At 41.3% G+C, this 17,165-nt stretch carries 17 protein-coding genes and 1 riboswitch; of the genes, 2 read left to right on the top strand and 15 right to left on the bottom strand.

Annotated features, from left to right (window positions below; all coding sequences use genetic code 11):
• Positions 1-130 precede the first annotated feature (130 nt).
• Positions 131-1,972, top strand: a complete 1,842-nt coding sequence (locus tag HWX64_RS20470; protein ID WP_175991343.1) for a DNA ligase D — start codon at positions 131-133, stop codon at positions 1,970-1,972.
• A 30-nt stretch (positions 1,973-2,002) separates the two neighbouring features.
• Here HWX64_RS20470 and dapF read toward each other — a convergent pair whose 3' ends face one another.
• Positions 2,003-2,998 (bottom strand): diaminopimelate epimerase, encoded by a 996-nt coding sequence (gene dapF / locus HWX64_RS20465; RefSeq protein ID WP_175991628.1) that lies wholly within the window; start codon positions 2,996-2,998, stop codon positions 2,003-2,005.
• Positions 2,999-3,307: 309 nt separating this feature from the next.
• On the opposite strand from dapF, the gene HWX64_RS20460 reads away from it, so the two are divergent.
• A complete protein-coding gene (locus tag HWX64_RS20460; protein WP_175991342.1) occupies positions 3,308-3,601 on the top strand; it encodes a hypothetical protein in 294 nt (97 codons plus the stop codon).
• A 4-nt stretch (positions 3,602-3,605) separates the two neighbouring features.
• Here the strand turns inward: HWX64_RS20460 and HWX64_RS20455 are convergent, their stop codons facing one another.
• The 14 genes from HWX64_RS20455 to HWX64_RS20390 form a co-directional block, all read right to left on the bottom strand.
• Positions 3,606-4,847, bottom strand: a complete 1,242-nt coding sequence (locus HWX64_RS20455) for an EAL and HDOD domain-containing protein (protein WP_175991341.1) — start codon at positions 4,845-4,847, stop codon at positions 3,606-3,608.
• A gap of 243 nt (positions 4,848-5,090) precedes the next feature.
• The gene (locus HWX64_RS20450; RefSeq protein ID WP_175991340.1) at positions 5,091-6,380 is read right to left on the bottom strand and encodes an NCS2 family permease; all 1,290 of its coding nucleotides are present in this window, start codon (positions 6,378-6,380) and stop codon (positions 5,091-5,093) included.
• A 642-nt stretch (positions 6,381-7,022) separates the two neighbouring features.
• Positions 7,023-7,493: a 6,7-dimethyl-8-ribityllumazine synthase gene (ribE, locus tag HWX64_RS20445; protein WP_175991339.1), complete on the bottom strand. Its 471-nt coding sequence runs from the start codon at positions 7,491-7,493 to the stop codon at positions 7,023-7,025.
• A gap of 47 nt (positions 7,494-7,540) precedes the next feature.
• Positions 7,541-8,734: a bifunctional 3,4-dihydroxy-2-butanone-4-phosphate synthase/GTP cyclohydrolase II gene (locus HWX64_RS20440; protein ID WP_175991338.1), complete on the bottom strand. Its 1,194-nt coding sequence runs from the start codon at positions 8,732-8,734 to the stop codon at positions 7,541-7,543.
• A gap of 17 nt (positions 8,735-8,751) precedes the next feature.
• Entirely contained in the window at positions 8,752-9,408 is a 657-nt protein-coding gene (gene ribE / locus HWX64_RS20435) for a riboflavin synthase (RefSeq protein WP_175991337.1), read from the bottom strand.
• Positions 9,409-9,412: 4 nt separating this feature from the next.
• Positions 9,413-10,519 carry a bifunctional diaminohydroxyphosphoribosylaminopyrimidine deaminase/5-amino-6-(5-phosphoribosylamino)uracil reductase RibD gene (ribD, locus tag HWX64_RS20430; protein ID WP_175991336.1) on the bottom strand — a complete coding sequence of 369 codons (1,107 nt, stop codon included), beginning with the start codon at positions 10,517-10,519 and terminating at the stop codon, positions 9,413-9,415.
• A 146-nt stretch (positions 10,520-10,665) separates the two neighbouring features.
• A riboswitch (FMN riboswitch) is annotated at positions 10,666-10,810 on the bottom strand.
• Between the two features lie 204 nt (positions 10,811-11,014).
• Complete coding sequence (locus tag HWX64_RS20425; protein WP_368495605.1) at positions 11,015-11,233, bottom strand: four-helix bundle copper-binding protein; 219 nt, start codon at positions 11,231-11,233, stop codon at positions 11,015-11,017.
• Between the two features lie 150 nt (positions 11,234-11,383).
• Positions 11,384-12,082 (bottom strand): hypothetical protein, encoded by a 699-nt coding sequence (locus HWX64_RS20420; protein WP_175991334.1) that lies wholly within the window; start codon positions 12,080-12,082, stop codon positions 11,384-11,386.
• A gap of 103 nt (positions 12,083-12,185) precedes the next feature.
• Positions 12,186-13,064: a patatin family protein gene (locus tag HWX64_RS20415; RefSeq protein WP_175991627.1), complete on the bottom strand. Its 879-nt coding sequence runs from the start codon at positions 13,062-13,064 to the stop codon at positions 12,186-12,188.
• Positions 13,039-13,467 (bottom strand): NUDIX domain-containing protein, encoded by a 429-nt coding sequence (locus HWX64_RS20410; RefSeq protein WP_175991333.1) that lies wholly within the window; start codon positions 13,465-13,467, stop codon positions 13,039-13,041. Before HWX64_RS20410 ends, HWX64_RS20415 begins: the two co-directional genes overlap by 26 nt.
• Positions 13,468-13,647: 180 nt before the next feature.
• The gene (locus HWX64_RS20405; RefSeq protein ID WP_175991332.1) at positions 13,648-14,424 is read right to left on the bottom strand and encodes an ABC transporter permease subunit; all 777 of its coding nucleotides are present in this window, start codon (positions 14,422-14,424) and stop codon (positions 13,648-13,650) included.
• Positions 14,425-15,324 (bottom strand): ABC transporter ATP-binding protein, encoded by a 900-nt coding sequence (locus tag HWX64_RS20400; RefSeq protein ID WP_175991331.1) that lies wholly within the window; start codon positions 15,322-15,324, stop codon positions 14,425-14,427.
• On the bottom strand, positions 15,321-15,536 hold the full coding sequence (locus HWX64_RS20395; protein ID WP_175991330.1) for a PLDc N-terminal domain-containing protein: 216 nt from the start codon (positions 15,534-15,536) through the stop codon (positions 15,321-15,323). The genes HWX64_RS20400 and HWX64_RS20395 overlap by 4 nt, the downstream gene beginning before the upstream one ends.
• A 126-nt stretch (positions 15,537-15,662) precedes the next feature.
• On the bottom strand, positions 15,663-16,652 hold the full coding sequence (locus HWX64_RS20390) for a YafY family protein (RefSeq protein WP_175991329.1): 990 nt from the start codon (positions 16,650-16,652) through the stop codon (positions 15,663-15,665).
• Between the last annotated feature and the right edge of the window lie 513 nt (positions 16,653-17,165).

The raw sequence follows: 17,165 nt of genomic DNA, 5'->3' as shown, positions 1-17,165 counted from the left end.
CTCCTTTTTGTATACTAAATCCTGTTAACTTTATCTTTTAATTACTTATTAAGCTTCATTCACATAAACAATTGGAAATAATCGCAGGTGATCGAGGCTACACTATACAAAAATAGTCAAGGTGATGTATATGAAACCGATGCTGCCCACTCTTACAGAGGAAATCCCCAAACAAGGAAAATGGAATTATGAAGTTAAATATGATGGGTTCAGGGGAATTTTAAAGATTGATACCATTGAAGGAATATCATTGACCAGCAGGAACAACAAAGATCTCTTAACTCATTTCCCTGAGATTAAAGAATATGCAGCGGAATTATTGGAGGCCGCTTCTCCACCTTCCCTCCCACTTGTGCTGGATGGTGAAATTGTCCTTCTGCGTTCATCATACAGCAGTGAATTTTTCGAACTTCAAATCAGGGGAAGGATGAAGAACAAACAAAAAATCAAAGAAACATCATCTGCAAGACCTGTAAAGTTTTTGGCTTTCGACCTTATACAAAGCGGGAATGAGCTCTGGAGCAGCCAATCATATACTAAGCGCAAAAAGGAATTAGAGGATATATGCTCCACCCTTGATCTACCATTGAAACCTGACCCGGCCAACCCCGCCGTCATTCAAATGATTCCTTTCTTTACCGATTGGAATAAGGTATGGAGTGGTGTGACAAGTGAAGAAGGTGAGGGTGTAGTCGCCAAGCTTTCAGAAAGTAAGTGGGAAGAAGGTAAACGGAGTTCCTCGTGGCTTAAAATAAAGAATTGGAAAAAATGCCTGTGTTTTGTCACGTCAGTCGATGTAAATAACGATTATTTTCATATCGGCGTTTTTGATGAAGAAAAGATTAAAAAAATCGGTTTATTTCATTTTGGCATTTCTCCAAGTGAAAAAAGAACACTAAAAGAAATCATAAAAGAAAATCATTCCCGGAAAGAAGGCAGTCATTATTATATTGAACCGGCAATTTGTGTGGAGGTATTATACTTAAATTGGTATGAAGAGCAATTAAGGGAACCGCATTTTCATGAGTTCAAGTTCGCTTCCCGTCCTGAAGAATGTACGCTGGAACAATTCCTCCAAAATGAAGCCAGTATACCTCAAAGCGTGGAAATCACACATCCTGACAAACCTCTATGGGAAGAACCACGACTTACAAAGTTGGATTATATCAGGTACCTTCGCAGGATATCAGTTTCCATGCTGCCTTTTCTCCACAATCGTCCATTGACCTGTATTCGATATCCCCATGGGATGTTTGGAGAGTCCTTTTATCAGAAGAACGTTCCCGATTATGCGCCCGATTATATTGAAACACATGTACAAGACGGGATCGAATACATTGTTTGCAATGAACTGGAGAGTCTGATGTGGCTTGGAAATCAACTCGCATTGGAATTTCACATACCTTTTCAGAAAACGGAACAGCGTGACGTCAATGAAATCGTATTTGATTTGGATCCCCCAAGCCGGGAACAATTTCCTTTGGCGGTCAAGGCAGCCCTCATCATGAAGGAGTTGTTCGAAGGTTTGAAATTAAAGAGCTTCGTGAAAACATCAGGAAACAAAGGGCTCCAGATCTATATCCCTATTCCAGCCGGATACTCATGGAAGGACACAGGTATATTCACTGAATTCATCGCTCATTACCTTGTATCCAATTATCCCGATGATTTCACGATTGAACGGATGAAAAAAAATAGAAAGGGGCGTCTGTATGTAGATTACATCCAGCACGCTGAAGGGAAAACGATTATTGCACCCTATTCTTTAAGAGGGAACGACAAAGCTCTTGTTGCTGCCCCGCTGTGGTGGAATGAAGTAAACGAAGAATTAACCCCGGAGCAGTTTACGATGGAAGAAGTTTTGAGCCGTTTTTCAAAACTGGGATGTCCATTTAGTCAATTTGAACGGGTAAAGGAGAATCAGCCTTTTCATGAAGTAATCGAATTTCTCAAAGGAAACTCCAAAAAATGAGCCTGAACGATGTCGTCCAGGCTCGTTCCTTTATGCATTTGTAAATACCTGACTGTCCACAACCTTTTTGGCATGATTTTGAAGGAGACCATAGGCAGATTCTTCATTGAAGTCCGTATGGGATGTCACTTCGAATTCCTCAGGATTGGTCAAAGATAAATCCAATTCAGCCTCGAACATATAGGTGGCATTTCCGATTAATTCCATAAAGTACTCACCGTTTTCTTTACGGTTCACCACTACTCGAACCTTACCGCCATTATTATACACATCAATTTTATCACCAAATCCATTCTGGCCAAGCAGACATGTGACCAGACTTGATGCTGACATGGCAGTACCGCATGCATTAGTGAATCCGACCCCCCGTTCAAATGTACGGACATAGATGGAGCCTTTCTCCAAGGTGTGCACAAAACTTACATTCACCCCGTCCGGGAAGAGATTATTCGGTCCATTGACCGTTTCTGAAATCATTTTCTGTTCATTGGAAATGATTGTGTCTGCATCCACAATACTGATTAAATGCGGATTCGGAACAGCTAATACCGTAAAGTGTAAACGATCCGATATTTCAGGAATCTTTTGATCTATTACTTGGGAAAAATTCATATTCATCGGTACTTTATCAAGATCAAAATACACTGGAGAGATTTCCACGTTATAAGTCGGGATATCGTCATAGATAGCAGGTGCTGCAGCGACTCTTAAATCAGCTTTCATCGTTTCAATGACAATCTCTTCTTTATCCAATAATTCACAAACATACCGACCGACACATCTGAGACCATTTCCACACATGGAAGCTTCAGAACCATCTGCATTAAAAACCCTCATTACAGCATCACAGCGCATGCTATCCAGGACAAACAGTATACCATCCGCTCCTAAACCTTTTTGTCTGTCGCATAACGATATGGCAAGGTTTTGTCTTGCTTCTTCTGTAAAACTATAGCGATTTGAAATTTCATCGATCAGTAAAAAGTCATTTCCAGAACCGTGGCATTTAATAAGATTCAGTTTCATCATGAAGACCTCCGTAACTTACAATCTATCAGACTATTATTTATTTTTTGGGTATGATAAACACTGCTGGTGATTTCATCAGAATCTGTTTAGGAATCAATGAGTCACCTTCTAATAAAATCTAATTTTAACTTAAGCTTGCCATAAACCATTTCATTTGGCAATGTGCTATAACCACTCTTTATCAGTTTACTACATTGAATCCAAGATGTGTTCTATGACCCTGTTTTTTACTGAAAATAATTGCGAAAACAGTTACACTTTACTTGTACTGTTTTGGATTGGGAGAATGAGTGAGGTGGGGATACGATGGATGAATTACTATTTCGGTTTCAAGTGAAAGAAGTGAGCGATGCGGGGGATGAATACAACTCACGCGATGTACTTGTCTTTTGCAGGATAATGGACCAGAATAAAGACCTTCTGCAAGAAGGCCTGTTCAGAGTTCGATTTAATTCGGTTGGCATTTATCCTTACCCTGCAGATATTGCAAAACAAGTCACCTCAAGGAAAGTACAACGGCTTTTACTGATGGAATTGAAACGTTATATCAAACCGCAAAGGAAATTCTTAAAACCCGGTTCCTATAAACCGGTATGGTAACCAATCAATGGGTAAGTTCCTGTGTAAGCAGCTCTTCTGCCCATTGACAGGCTTGCTGGTAACTTTCGGATATATCCTGCTCAGTCAGATTTAATGAACTCATTTTCTTGTCGAGATCGACCCAATCAGCCTTTTCGATTGAAATGACCAATTCGAGCATATCCTTCAATTCATTTGATTTACCGATCAATGCATCACAAATTTCATCATTCAACGGTAAATCTTCGAGTATCTGCATCATCGGAACCGATAGGATGGTATCCATCAGGGAAAACATACCGGCCAGAAAATAACTGGATGTATTAACGGGGCCTTTTACTTTCTTCGCTGCAAGCTCACACATTTTGGCTCTCGTCAGACATAAAGTAATCACTTCATTTTCCAATTTTCTCCTGTGTGCTACCTGCTCCCTTACAGCCAGCACGTATATCCACCTTTTGATCTCCATTAATCCGAGTAACACGATTGCTTGCCGGATAGAATGAATTTTATGTTTAGGACGGTATGCCGGTGAATTAATGAGCTTTAAGAGTTTGTAAGAAAGAGATAGATCCTGCTCGATCAAACCACTGATCACATCAATGCTGGGCTCTGACATTTCGAGGCTTTGAATGATCGAATAGTAGGAATGAAAATAGACCGGTACATCGTGGGACGCGATAATCTTCGGCTTACTAAAGAAGTATCCTTGGAAATAATGGTACCCCTTCTGTCTTGCCTCCTTGTACTGCAGCTCGGTCTCGACCTTTTCAGCGATCATCTTATATCCCAATAGATTGGATAATACCTCTATATTTCTTCTCATTTCCTCAGTCGTGGCCTGGAAATCAACTTTAATAAAATCGGCTGTCCTCATAAGCTCTTTACTGAATGGATTCGATTCATTGAAGATAAAATCATCCAAAGCAATCTTATACCCGAGTTTCTTCAATTCAAGGCAGATTTCCACCACACCCCTGCTCGGCTCAACAGACTCAAGAATTTCCACCACGATTTCCCTTGGATTAAAATAAGTAGGGACCCGTAATTTCAGTAGATTTTCAGTGAAGTTTATGAAACAAGGTTTCCCCGAAGATAATGAATCGATTCCTATATTTAGAAAACTATTAATGATGACATCCGCTGTCGCTGTGTCTCCATCTATATCAGGAAACATATTCAGTTGACTTTGTCTGTAAAGAAGCTCGTAGGCTGCCTTTTCCTCATTCACATCAAAAATCGGCTGCCTCGCCACAAATACTTCCATGTTTTCCACCCCTGCCCTCGTCCTGCACGTAACCAATATATGTATTAAAAGTGGTTATTTCGATTTATTTTTCCTTAATATTATCAAGAAATATGTGGAAAGTCTACAAAATATGTATATTAATGGATGTTTTAACAGCATTTTGTCACACGTCAGAATATTCGTGGAACAGTTAGCAGATACTTGGCGATAAAATGCAAAAAAGAGACGACAGCCATGTCGCCTCCTTACTCAGTATTTACATCAATGTATTGAATGAACAAAGAAGTTCATTAAGAATAATCCGGCAATAATGTAAAGCGGTATGGATACTTCTCTTGCTTTACCTGTAGCCATTTTCAAGATCGGATACATGATGAACCCGATTGCTATACCATCTGCAATGCTATAGGTAAACGGAATCATCGCAATGATGAAGATGGCCGGAAATGCTTCCGTCAGATCTCTAAGATCCATATGACGGATATTTTGTATCATCAATCCTCCAATAATGATGAGGATCGGGGCGATCGCATGATCCGGAATCCATTTTAAATACGGAATGAATAAGACAGATCCAAGGAATAATACCCCGGTTGTAAGCGAGGTCAGGCCAGTTCTTCCCCCGGCTGTCATCGCTGCTGCACTTTCAACCGTCGATACAGTTGGACTCGTTCCAAAGAAACCCGAGGTAAATGCGGAAAAAGCATTTGCTTGAAAGGCTTTTGGATACTTTTGAGGCTGTCCGATCATGTCTACATGGCCGTGTATCAGTCCGATGTTCTCAAATACCAGTACCATCGTTACGGAAAACACAGCAATCCAAAAGGGTATTTCCAAAACGGCATCAAATGAAATCTGTCCAAATACCTGACCGTATTCACTCAAGTGAAACGTACTGCCGGAAATAGAAGGTTCAATGCCAAAGATAAACCCTAACATTGTTCCAAATGCGATACTCCATAAAAATTGACCTTTTACGTTGCGAATAAAAAGGAAAATCGTTACCAAAAAGGTGAGCACGGTAGCGAGCACCTTAAGTTCCCCAAAGTCTCCGATCGTAATGAGAGCTGAGTCCCCGCGTTGGATCAGACCGCCCTTTTCAAGACCGATGAACATTAAAAACATACCGAGGCCTACTGTAATCGCCTCTTTCAATGTCTTCGGGATGGCTTCCGATAATACTTTAGAAAGCTTAGTAAACGCAATGATCATGAAGAGTATCCCCGAAACAACTACGACAGCTAAAGCTTCCTGCCACGTCAAACCTGAAGATTTAACCAGAGTGAATGTAAACATCGCATTGATGCCCATCCCCGGAACCAGAAGAATTGGTGCATTCGCCCAAAAGGCCATCACCAAACATCCGACAAAGGAAGCCAGTATGGTTGCCATGACTGCCCCTTCGAATGGAATTCCAGCTTCAGAAAGAATGAGTGCATTTACTGCGATAATGTACACAATCGTAAAATAACCTATCGCTCCGGCCATTATCTCTTGCTTGAACGAGGTATCATGATCCTTTAACTGAAAAATACCTTTACGTTCCTTCATATAATCTTCCTATAAAACTGCCCTCTCCCTACCCGCTCAATCCCCAAAAAGGATGAGCCACAAAATATTATTTTAGCAAAAAGGTGAGGATTTGCCAATAAGAATTATAGAAAGTTTAGTTCGGTTGTTTTTCTCAGATATGAACAGAATGCGTCATACCTCTCAGATTATATTTTTCATCCAAGAATTGAGGGGGAGACGGGCTATGCAGTGTATGGGAAGAGCATTAAATAATATCAGGCTGGGGAGTATCTCCGTCGAGAATCGGCATTTATGAATAAAAGCGAGCTTCTTTTCTTTAAATATGTATATTGTAGAGCTGCTTTATGAAATAGTACCCGCCTGGTGGCAGGTAACAAGAGGGTTAAGCCGCGGTTTGACTGAGAGACAAACGATTTATGATCCTGTTTCAGTGTTTATGATCCTATTTAGAAATTTACGATCTTTTAAGAATGATTCTAATCAAGCACCTCTCCAACATGTAATTCGTTCTGAATTCACCTTGCTCATTTAGAGCGTATGTCACTCTTTTCAAGTCATGCAAAATCTCCGATCAGAATTGCCAGACCACATAGCCTGCTCCTAACTCCCTATTATTAAAAAGCCGGCCCCAATACGGAACCGGCTTTTGGTCACCATTGATTATTTTTCTATTTCCCGCACAAGATTAGCCATTTCAATAGCTGAGACGGCCGCTTCCCATCCTTTGTTTCCTGCTTTCGTGCCTGCACGCTCGATTGCCTGCTCAATCGTATCCGTTGTAAGGACACCGAAGATCACTGGAATGTCTTCCTGCAAAGCAAGACCGGCCACTCCTTTAGCTACCTCGCCACTTACATATTCAAAGTGTGCAGTGGCGCCGCGGATAACCGTTCCAAGAGTGATGACGGCATCATATTTTCCTGAACGAGCAAGCTTTTTAGCAATCATCGGGATTTCAAATGCTCCAGGTACCCAAGTAACCGAGATGTCACTTTCCTCGATTCCATGTCTCTTTAGTGCATCTTCAGCTCCACCAAGCAGCTTAGATGTGATGAATTCATTAAAACGCGATACGACGATCGCTACTTTCAACCCAGTTCCAACTAAATTACCTTCATAAATTGTTTTCATGATTCATTCCTCCATTTGATCGATTATTATAATGTGTGCATCCGGTACTAGAACTTCAATAAATGACCCAGTTTCGAATGCTTAGTCTTTAAATACTTTTCATTTTCAAGCTTTGACGGAACTTGAATGGCTACCCGGTCCACTATTTCCAACCCATACCCATTGATACCGGCAACTTTGCGGGGGTTATTGGTCAATAGCCTTATACGCTGGATGTTCAGATCCCTCAAAATTTGAGCGCCAATGCCATACTCACGCAGGTCTGCTCCGAACCCAAGTTTATGATTTGCTTCGACTGTATCAAGACCTTCTTCTTGAAGCTTGTAAGCCTTCAACTTATTGATCAAGCCTATTCCTCTTCCCTCTTGCCTCATATATAAGAGGACGCCTTGCCCCGCTTCTTCTATCTGTGTCAGTGCAGTGGCAAGCTGAGGACCGCAGTCACACCGGTTCGAACCGAAGACATCCCCGGTCAGGCATTCCGAATGGACCCTGACCAAGACTTCCTCATTTTCTTTCCATTCCCCTTTGACCAGGGCGATATGTTCTTTGCCGGTCAGGTTCTCCGTGTAGGCAACAGCTTTGAACTGGCCAAATTCAGTTGGTAATTCAATCTCAACTTCCCTGGTGACCAGTTTATCTTTTTTCCTGCGATAACGGATCAGATCTTCAATCGTGATGATTTTTAAATCCCACTTCTCAGCCATCTTCATTAACTCAGGACCCCTGGCCATCGTCCCGTCTTCATTCATGATTTCACAAATGACTCCGGCCTGCTCTCCACCTGCAAGGGCAGCGAGATCCACCGCCGCTTCTGTGTGACCTGCCCGTTTTAGTACACCGCCATTTTTAGCAACAAGCGGGAATACATGTCCAGGACGTTTGAAATCTTCCGGAAGGGACGAAGGATTCAGAAGCTCCCGGATGGTTGCCGACCTTTCGAATGCACTGATCCCTGTTGTGGATGAACGATGGTCGATACTGATTGTAAATGCCGTTCCATGTGGATCTGTATTTTCGTCAGTCATCGGTGATAGTTTTAATCGATTGGTTAACTCCTCAGTAATCGGGGCACAAATCAAACCTCTTCCTTCTTTTGCCATAAAATTTATGACTTCCGGCGTGGCATTTTCAGCAAGGGCTACAAAGTCACCTTCATTTTCACGATTTTCATCATCGACTACGATGACAACCTTGCCTTCTTTAAGATCCTCTATTGCTTCTTCGATTGTATGAAACACCTTCCATTCCTCCTCCATTAATCAGCGAAACCATGTTGATTCAAAAATTCATAGCTGATATTACTTGAACTGCTTTTCTTTCGCTGTGCCTGTTCGTAAAATCGATGGAAATACTTAGCCATGACATCACATTCCAGATTGACCATGTCTCCAGTCTTCTTATGGCCGAGAATCGTATCTCCCCTTGTTTGCGGAATGAGTGAAACGGTGATGGAGTCATCACTTAGTCCAAATACTGTCAACGAGGTGCCATCAATCGCTACTGAACCCTTCATAATAAAGAAAGGTGAAAGTTCTTTAGGAATTGAGATTTCAACATAAACAGCATTTTCGACTTGTTCGAGCCTCTTAATCGTCCCGATTCCATCTACATGACCGTTAACAAAGTGGCCACCAAAACGGCCGCCTGCAGCCATAGCCCTTTCCAGGTTTACATGGGAACCGGCCGATAAGGATCTAAGGGTTGTAGCTTCGAATGTTTCAGGCATGACATCCACTTGAAAACGGCTTTCTGTAAAGGAAGTAACCGTCAGGCATACACCGTTCACACTGATGCTGTCTCCGATATGGACATCTTTGAGAACCTTTTTAGCAGTAATGGTGAGGATCATCGATGATGCTGACTTTTTGATTTTGTTGATTTTTCCTATTTCCTCTATTATACCGGTAAACAAATCATCAACCTTCTTTCATCTCGGAGTAGTCTTTAGGGACTGCTGTAATTTTGATATCTTCCCCAACGGAATCGACGGAGATAATTTTCATTTCCAGACCTTCTGAAATGGCAGAAGCTCCGGTTTTGCCAAAGCTTGTAAAAGCACCACTGCCGCCTATGAGCTTTGGAGCCATATACATGATGAGTTCCTGGAAAGCTCTTTCTTTCAGAAAGGAACCGTGTACAGCTGATCCCCCCTCGACATACAGTGACTGAATGGATCTGCTTCCAAGCTCTCTTAATAAATGGTGAAGATCAATTCTGTCCAAGGGAATTGAAATAAGGTCACAGCCTGCTTCTAGATATGGAATTTTATCCTCTTCCTTAACGGACTCATTTGTGATAATGATGGTTTTACTTTCATGATCTTTTACAACATTGGATGTTAATGGTGTTCTTAAATGATTATCTAAAATAATTCGAATGGGGTTTTTTCCACCTTGGGGCAAACGGGTGGTAAGGTGCGGGTTGTCGCGGATAATGGTGTTGACTCCAACTAATATCGCGTCATGCCGGTGACGATCATAGTGGACATCGAGTCTTGATTTTTCAGAAGTGATCCATTTACTGTCTCCTGAAGGAGCTGCCGTTTTACCGTCTAAAGTAATGGCTGTTTTCAATGTTACATACGGTGTCTTATGCTTTATGAAATGAAAGAAATGTTTATTGAGTTCCAGCGCTTCAGATTGACACTCACCTACATGTACTTGTATTCCTGCGTCACGCAGTTGTTCTATCCCTTTACCGGATACCAGTGGATTGGGATCTGTACTTGCAATGAATACCCTCTTTATCCCACTTGAGATAATGAGTTGTGAACAGGGTGGTGTCTTTCCATAGTGTGAACAGGGTTCAAGAGTGACATAGATATCTGCACCCTCCGCTTTCTCGCCTGCTGCTCTGATTGCATGAACTTCTGCATGTCCTTCTCCAGCATTTAAATGAGCGCCCAGACCTACTACTGCTCCATCCCTTACAACCACAGCACCTACTGCCGGGTTTGGGGATGTTTGACCCTGTGTGGCCTTGGCCATATTCAGTGCCAGTTCCATATAATCTGAGTGTTTCAACGCTTCGCCCTCCTCTCTTTATCAAAAATAAAACCCCAAGTAAATTAACTTGGGGAGATTGGCATGACAAATAAACGTATCAAATGAACATTTTCAGAAAACTCATTATAATTAAGAGTCTTTTAGCCATTGATCATAAAATACTGCCGTTCCTTCTCCCATCCAGACTTTCACTGTCGGCTTTGGAGTTTCACCAAATCCACCGTCTGACCTTAATCAAACGGGTCACGGACTGAGAGCTTGCTGCTCATCACCGCCGGTAGGGAATTCCACCCTGCCCCGAAGGAAACCTTATTCGATTATTATTATTCTATCATAGTTTTAGTCAAGAGTTCACGCAAAATACTCTTTCATTTAAAATTCAAATCATTTGGACCAAACCACTCCACTAAAGGACGCTTTTAATCAAGAGATTCTTTGGTTCCGTATCTAAATTCAACAGCAAACTTTTCAAATAGAAAAGAGAATGCCTCCTTCCAGAAGCATTCCCCTCCTTCATATAACCTTTCTGCATTCATCCGCGCATCGAAAGCATGCCTCTGCACAATCCTTGCAATGCCTATGATCGTGTGAATTACACTCTTTTCCACATGCATCGCATATGTCAGCACACAGGGAAAGGATCCCGGGCACAAACTTGCTGCTTTTCTGAATGGCATTTATCGCATAGGAACAAATATCCGCACATTCCCGGTCAAGCTCGATGCACTGCATCATACGCTGCTCCTCTTTTAAGGAAGCATGGTAGCAGATATTGCATGCCTCCAAACATTTTTCTAAAGCATTCAAGCATTCCTTATACGTTGCGTTCATGTCCTCACCTCCAGTACCCTCTTAGGGTTCCCCATCCCTCAAAAAGGATGACTAGGTTGTAAGAAAATAATCAGAATCGACAAGCCATAAAAAAATGAGCAGCCAGTCATCACTCTCCGAATAGGCTTCAAAAAAAGTAATATGGCTGTGATGGCTATCGAACAGGTTTTGAAAGCTTTGTGGAAGGAAGCCTTTTTGTAACGAAATCCGATTTACTCCCTTATAATTCAACACCCAGCGTTTATTTCCCTTATAAAGAAGGACCGTTTCACCTTTTTCTTCATTTGTCCATTCTATGGCAGTCGTGCTCTGGTACTTCAATTTATATTCAGATTTTGTATCTTCATGTGCAATGATAACCCGGCTGCTCCACTTACATAGTGTGAGCGGCATTTTGTCCTTTCGATGAAAGACATAATGTTTAGGATTATTGATTAATGAAGTCCTTTGTATCGAATAGCCGGCCCAGCCATTCGTTTTCAAGTAAAAAAAGCCTTCTTTAGCCTTGACGCCTATCAATGAATGACTTGAAACTGGAATGTGTTCATAAAATAATCGAGTTGCTTTCCTGATTTCTTTTTTGATGCTATGGCTTAGATAGAGATTGGACACCGCAGGTATAAATAATAAAAGTGGGAAGTAATAGAGTGTTTTCACCACAAGCAGCATCCCGACCCCCATCAGGAGATACATGATACCGTGATAAAGCAAAGTATGTTGTTCGTTTCTATAGATCTGATATAGGTTCATGAAATGCTCGTCCTTTCCACGAATCATTATCATATCTATGTTTGGAAGCGAAAAAAAAGACCCTTTACGAAAGGATCTGTGGGAAAACTGAATAAAAAATCAATCAACATCCGAAACCAGTGGCAATTGGGTCTGCACCTGCCCATTCCATGATTTCATTATGCTTGCTCCTCGCATCTTCGTACCCCTGTTTATAAAGATCATCAAGCTTTTCAGGATTCTTTTCAATCCGGCCTACTTTTAAAGGCCGCTGAGGCTGGATGATGAGTACACTTCCTTCTTTCTCTCTTTCCTCGAGCTCTTTCACCGTTTGGTTATAAACAAGATATCGGCGCATCAGGGTTTTGTGCAATTCTGGGTAGTGAGGGTATTTTCTTTTGATAAAGTATGAAAAACGGGATGGCTTCTTGAAATAGCCCCTGTTTCTGGTCAGGACTACAACATTCTTCTTTAACCCGTCATCTTCCGCTTTTTCAATCGGTATCGGGTCGCTTATCCCTCCATCAAGGAGGTGCTTTGTCCCATATTCCACGACCGGTGCAAAGAATGGAAGGGAGCTCGACGCCCTAATAATCGTCAATATATCTTCTCCATAGTCTTTTCTTGAAAAGTAGCGGGGCTGCCCGCTGTGACAATCGGTTGTCCCTATGACAAATTCGGTTTCGCTTGATTGGAAAGCTTTATAATCATAGGGAACCAGCTTATTCGGGATTTCGTCAAAAACATAATCCATACCGAATAACTCCCCGGTCTTCCAATAATTTCTCCAACTCAAATATCTGGGATCCCGGATGAAATCGATATTCACTTTTTTATTTCTCCCGGCCTGCCTCGAAATATAAGATGCGGCATTACAGGCACCTGCCGAAACCCCAACTGCATAAGGGAAGTGTATATCGTTTTCAAGAAAATATTCAAGGACCCCGGCTGTATATATGCCTCTCATCCCTCCGCCTTCAAGGACAAGTCCCGTACGATCCATCTTCATGAGTACTGCCTCCTGACCACTGTTGTATCAACATTGATTTTACTTCTTTTGGATAGAGTTTTTTATCGTAAAGCGCGTTAAGATCAATCCAGCAAGGAAGGTAGACTCCTTCACCTGACCTATATTCTTCCCCTGTCCCCTTGCCCATTGTACCGCTATATTTTCCCGCAAAATAATATCTATGTGTACCATTTTGCTCAAATTGCATTCCCAATTTAAGCTTCTCTACCACGATGCCAATTTCCTCTTTTGCTTCACGTACAGCAGCCTCTTCAAAAGACTCACCTTTTTCCACTCCACCGCCGGGAATGACATAATACACATTCTCACCTTTTATCCTTTGGATGACTGCTACCATATTGTTTTCTATTATGAGAATCCCTGCTCGATTCCGCATCTGGCAATCTCCTTTTGCTCTTATTTTCGTTTCATAAATTAACGTGATTCCAATGCCCGACTTGAATTTCTTATATCTATTACAATTCGACATTTACCTCCCCGAACCCTGTCACCATTGTAGAAAACAAACGTTAAAATAATAAAAAGCTGATGATTTCCAATCAGCTTTTTTGGTTACTTACGTAAGTTCTTTTTTCTTGAATAGATAAGGTGTAATGATCAGTAGAATCAAACATGTCAGAGCAGTGAACAATATAGCGAAGATAAGGTCGCTGCTCCATCCCTCTCCTCTTAAAATTCCTGAAATATAAGAGGAAAGCTGTGAGGGAGCCCACTTCAACTTCTCTGGCAATGACCCGGATACAAAACTCAGGACAATCGAGAAAGCGATCGTAGAAAAAGCAGCCACTCCGGAAACTTTAACAAGCGAGCTAAAAAAAAGCAGCAGAGTCAATAGGAATGTTAGCCACATTCCATAGACGGCCAGTGACGAGAAGAAGACGGCAGCAGGTATATTTTCAAATAATAAATTTATATAATACCAGCTTGAAAGCATTCCCAGGATATATGAAGTCCATATTAGAAGGAGAGCCGCTCCCCATTTTGAGTAGATATAGGCGGTATATGATACCGGTTTGACAAGTACCATCGCTGCGGTCCCGCTTTTCCTCTCCCCTGAAATGATTCCCATGAAGCCAAGGACGATCACCAGGGCCCCTAACAAATTGAACTGGCTGATCGTGGACATAAGCACTCCTTCTGATGACGGAGTAGGGATATCTATGACCGCGCCTTCCGGTAAATCACCTACAGTATTCAAGATATCGGGTAAATAATAGGCTGTTAGAGGTTCCGTTAACCCAAATAATATAAAGACAACCGGCATCCAGAGCCACTTGTAATTACGTGCGGACTCCATCATCTCTTTCTTAAATAATACCCACGCTATTTTCATTTACCTCATCACCTTCATAAAAAGATCCTCTAAACTTTGTTCACTGCTTTCCATTTTCGTAACCGGCCAGTCTCCCTCTGATATAAGTTTGAACAACCGGCTTCGATCCCTTTTTAACTCTTCTACTTCAAAGATCAGTGACCCATTTTCCTCTTTCAACTGTTTTATCCATGTTTTTTCCTGGAGCACTTCTTTAATGCGTGCCGGAATCCCTTCGAAATAAAGTTTTAATGAGGAAGTGTGATGCCTCGCCTTGATCTCAATCAATGAACCTTGTTCGATGATTTCTCCATTATAGAGGAAAAGGACATCATCACAGACCTGTTCTGCATCATTCAAGATGTGTGTTGAAAAAAGAATCGTCGTTTTTTCCTTTAATGTGTCCAGAAGATTGAGCACCTCTCTGCGCCCGAATGGATCAAGTGCAGAAACAGGCTCATCCAAGATGACGAGCTTAGGCTTATGGATCAAAGCCTGGGCAATCCCAAGTCTCTGCTTCATCCCGCCCGAATATTGATGGATTCTCCTGTTTTTCCCTTCAGATAAGTTGACTAGCTCGATTAATTCTTCCGTGCGCTTTTTTGATTGATTTCTTGATAAACCGGTAATCTCACCCGAAAAAATTAAATATTCCATCCCCGTCATCCATTCAAAAAACGAAGGATATTGAGGGAGATATCCAATAATCGAACGAATGTCACCGGAATGTCCAGGTGTATTGATACTGCCGTTTGTCGGGGTAATCAAACCAGCGAGCATGTTCAATGTAGTCGTTTTACCAGCTCCGTTCGGTCCGATCAGAGCTGTACACTTTCCTTTTTTCAAATGAAAAGAAATCTCTTTGACCGCATGCTTTTCTTTATATCTCTTTTCAAGGGAAGTAACTTCCAAGACATTCATCCATTTTGTCTCCTTCCGAAAATAAAATAAATGATGGGACCAATTACATTGACCAATAATACAACCAATAACCAAACCCACTTAGGTCCATTTGTTTGTTTAATCCTAATCAGGTCGATGACAGCAGCCAGCATGAGAATCAATTGAATGAGGATCAGTGGAGCGATCAGCCCCCAGTTAATCGTTTGTAAAACTTCTTGTAATTCCTGCATGTTGTTTCCTCCTTTGAGATTCTATAAATAAGACGCAGGGGTTGAAAAATCGTTCAATATTTTTTATGTGAATTTATGTTTCAATACAAAAGCCTGCTGGTCATTAAAACAGCAGGCTTTCTTAAATTATTCATATAGTTTGTTCATATTGGCGACTTCTTCTTTGACTGTACTCAATAAGGAAGCGGGTGATATCACTTTTGCTTTAGATCCAAAATTCAGTATCCAGTTGACCAATCCACTGCTGATTCGTGCTTTGGTGGATAAGATGAAATAATCACCGTCATGTATTTTAATATCTACATTCTTACCAAATTTATCGATGATGACGTTGATCAATTGATTATGGAATTTGACTTTGATCCACTCTTCATCACCGGCAAACATGTGGAAAGTGGACTGGACGTATTTAGAGACATCAAATGATTCATATGGAAAGGATTCATTAAGAATGGTTACATTTCGAAGACGGTCCACCCGGTAATGACGGATCTCACCAGCCTCGTAATAGTAGGCAATTAGATAATAGAAATCATTCGCCCATGTCAGCGCGTAAGGTTTTACTTTGTACAGGCTGCCATCATGGCTGAGGTTGAAATTCTTATCGATGTCATATCGACCATATTGAAACGCTATGATCCTTCGTTCAGATATCGCCTGATGCAGGTCGTGAATCGCTAATCTGATAAAAGGGCTTTCGCTTTTTATTGATGAATCTACCTGAATTTCATTCTGAAGTTTTTTACCCTGATGGGTGCTGGTCAGCTTTCTGATTTTCCCGATCAGCTGCCTGGTTTCTTGTTTTGTAATGAATTTCGCTGAAACAACGGCGTCGACCAACATACGGAGTTCATACAATTCAAATAGGCGGTACTGATGGCTGTAAAACTTCGGAAGCCCATCCTTTTCCTGATTGATTGTGACGTCAAATGAATGATTGATCAAATGATTGATATCATCCTTTAAAGAATTTTTATTCAGTTTTACGTCGGGTCCGTAAATCTGTTTGAAACGAGTTATGATATCATCCAAACTCAGTTCATGATCTTCATCTGTTTCTTGAGTGAAGATGGTCATTAATCTAAGCAGCCGTTCTTTATTATCAATCCTCGTCATTTTTGTTTCTCCTCCATCATGGCATCTCTCAGTTTATGTATTTGAGAAGTTATTTTTATATAAACTATCAAGTTTACGAGACGATTGTCAATAGAATTCCAGATAAATGAGTAAGAGCTCATAGTTTTGATAAACCATGAGCTCCTCTTATTACAACGTTTTAGTAATGCACTTTTCATCTGGATTGTGGTTCCGTGTGAACGCAGACCGTTCCTTTGCGCTGCAGGCACTTGCTTTCCGCGGGGAGGAAGTCAAGCCTCCTCGACGTTCCGTCTGCGGGGTCTTGACTTTTCCTCTAATTCCCGTCGGAGTCAAGTGCCTTCCGCTCCAATCCACTCAGTGTGGTTAAAGAGTGTGATTGCAATATGATTGATTTGAAAAACTGCCTGTTGATTCATTTTAGACTTCTATATCTGAGTCTGAAGTTATGCCCCACTTTATTCATTATAGGTTAACTTTCTCAACTGCATTTACTGACTTACACACTATCAATTATAAACCCAGTTAACAATA

The organism is Bacillus sp. Marseille-Q1617 (assembly GCF_903645295.1).
Taxonomy (GTDB): domain Bacteria; phylum Bacillota; class Bacilli; order Bacillales; family Bacillaceae_B; genus Rossellomorea.
The sequence above is the reverse complement of the archived record's forward strand: the minus strand, read 5'-3'. Positions and strand labels throughout refer to the sequence as shown.

Bases quoted from the DNA above. Each gene is read 5' to 3' on its own strand.
- HWX64_RS20410 (WP_175991333.1), bottom strand. From the start codon at position 13,467: ATGCGGAATCGAGCAGGGATTCTCATAATAGAAAACAATATGGTAGCA.
- HWX64_RS20455 (WP_175991341.1), bottom strand. From the start codon at position 4,847: ATGGAAGTATTTGTGGCGAGGCAGCCGATTTTTGATGTGAATGAGGAA.
- HWX64_RS20460 (WP_175991342.1), top strand. From the start codon at position 3,308: ATGGATGAATTACTATTTCGGTTTCAAGTGAAAGAAGTGAGCGATGCG.
- HWX64_RS20470 (WP_175991343.1), top strand. From the start codon at position 131: ATGAAACCGATGCTGCCCACTCTTACAGAGGAAATCCCCAAACAAGGA.
- HWX64_RS20395 (WP_175991330.1), bottom strand. From the start codon at position 15,536: ATGCAGGAATTACAAGAAGTTTTACAAACGATTAACTGGGGGCTGATC.
- HWX64_RS20405 (WP_175991332.1), bottom strand. From the start codon at position 14,424: ATGAAAATAGCGTGGGTATTATTTAAGAAAGAGATGATGGAGTCCGCA.
- HWX64_RS20415 (WP_175991627.1), bottom strand. From the start codon at position 13,064: ATGGATCGTACGGGACTTGTCCTTGAAGGCGGAGGGATGAGAGGCATA.
- dapF (WP_175991628.1), bottom strand. From the start codon at position 2,998: ATGAAACTGAATCTTATTAAATGCCACGGTTCTGGAAATGACTTTTTA.
- HWX64_RS20450 (WP_175991340.1), bottom strand. From the start codon at position 6,380: ATGAAGGAACGTAAAGGTATTTTTCAGTTAAAGGATCATGATACCTCG.
- ribE (WP_175991339.1), bottom strand. From the start codon at position 7,493: ATGAAAACAATTTATGAAGGTAATTTAGTTGGAACTGGGTTGAAAGTA.
- HWX64_RS20390 (WP_175991329.1), bottom strand. From the start codon at position 16,652: ATGACGAGGATTGATAATAAAGAACGGCTGCTTAGATTAATGACCATC.
- HWX64_RS20400 (WP_175991331.1), bottom strand. From the start codon at position 15,324: ATGAATGTCTTGGAAGTTACTTCCCTTGAAAAGAGATATAAAGAAAAG.
- HWX64_RS20420 (WP_175991334.1), bottom strand. From the start codon at position 12,082: ATGAACCTATATCAGATCTATAGAAACGAACAACATACTTTGCTTTAT.
- HWX64_RS20425 (WP_368495605.1), bottom strand. From the start codon at position 11,233: ATGCAGTGCATCGAGCTTGACCGGGAATGTGCGGATATTTGTTCCTAT.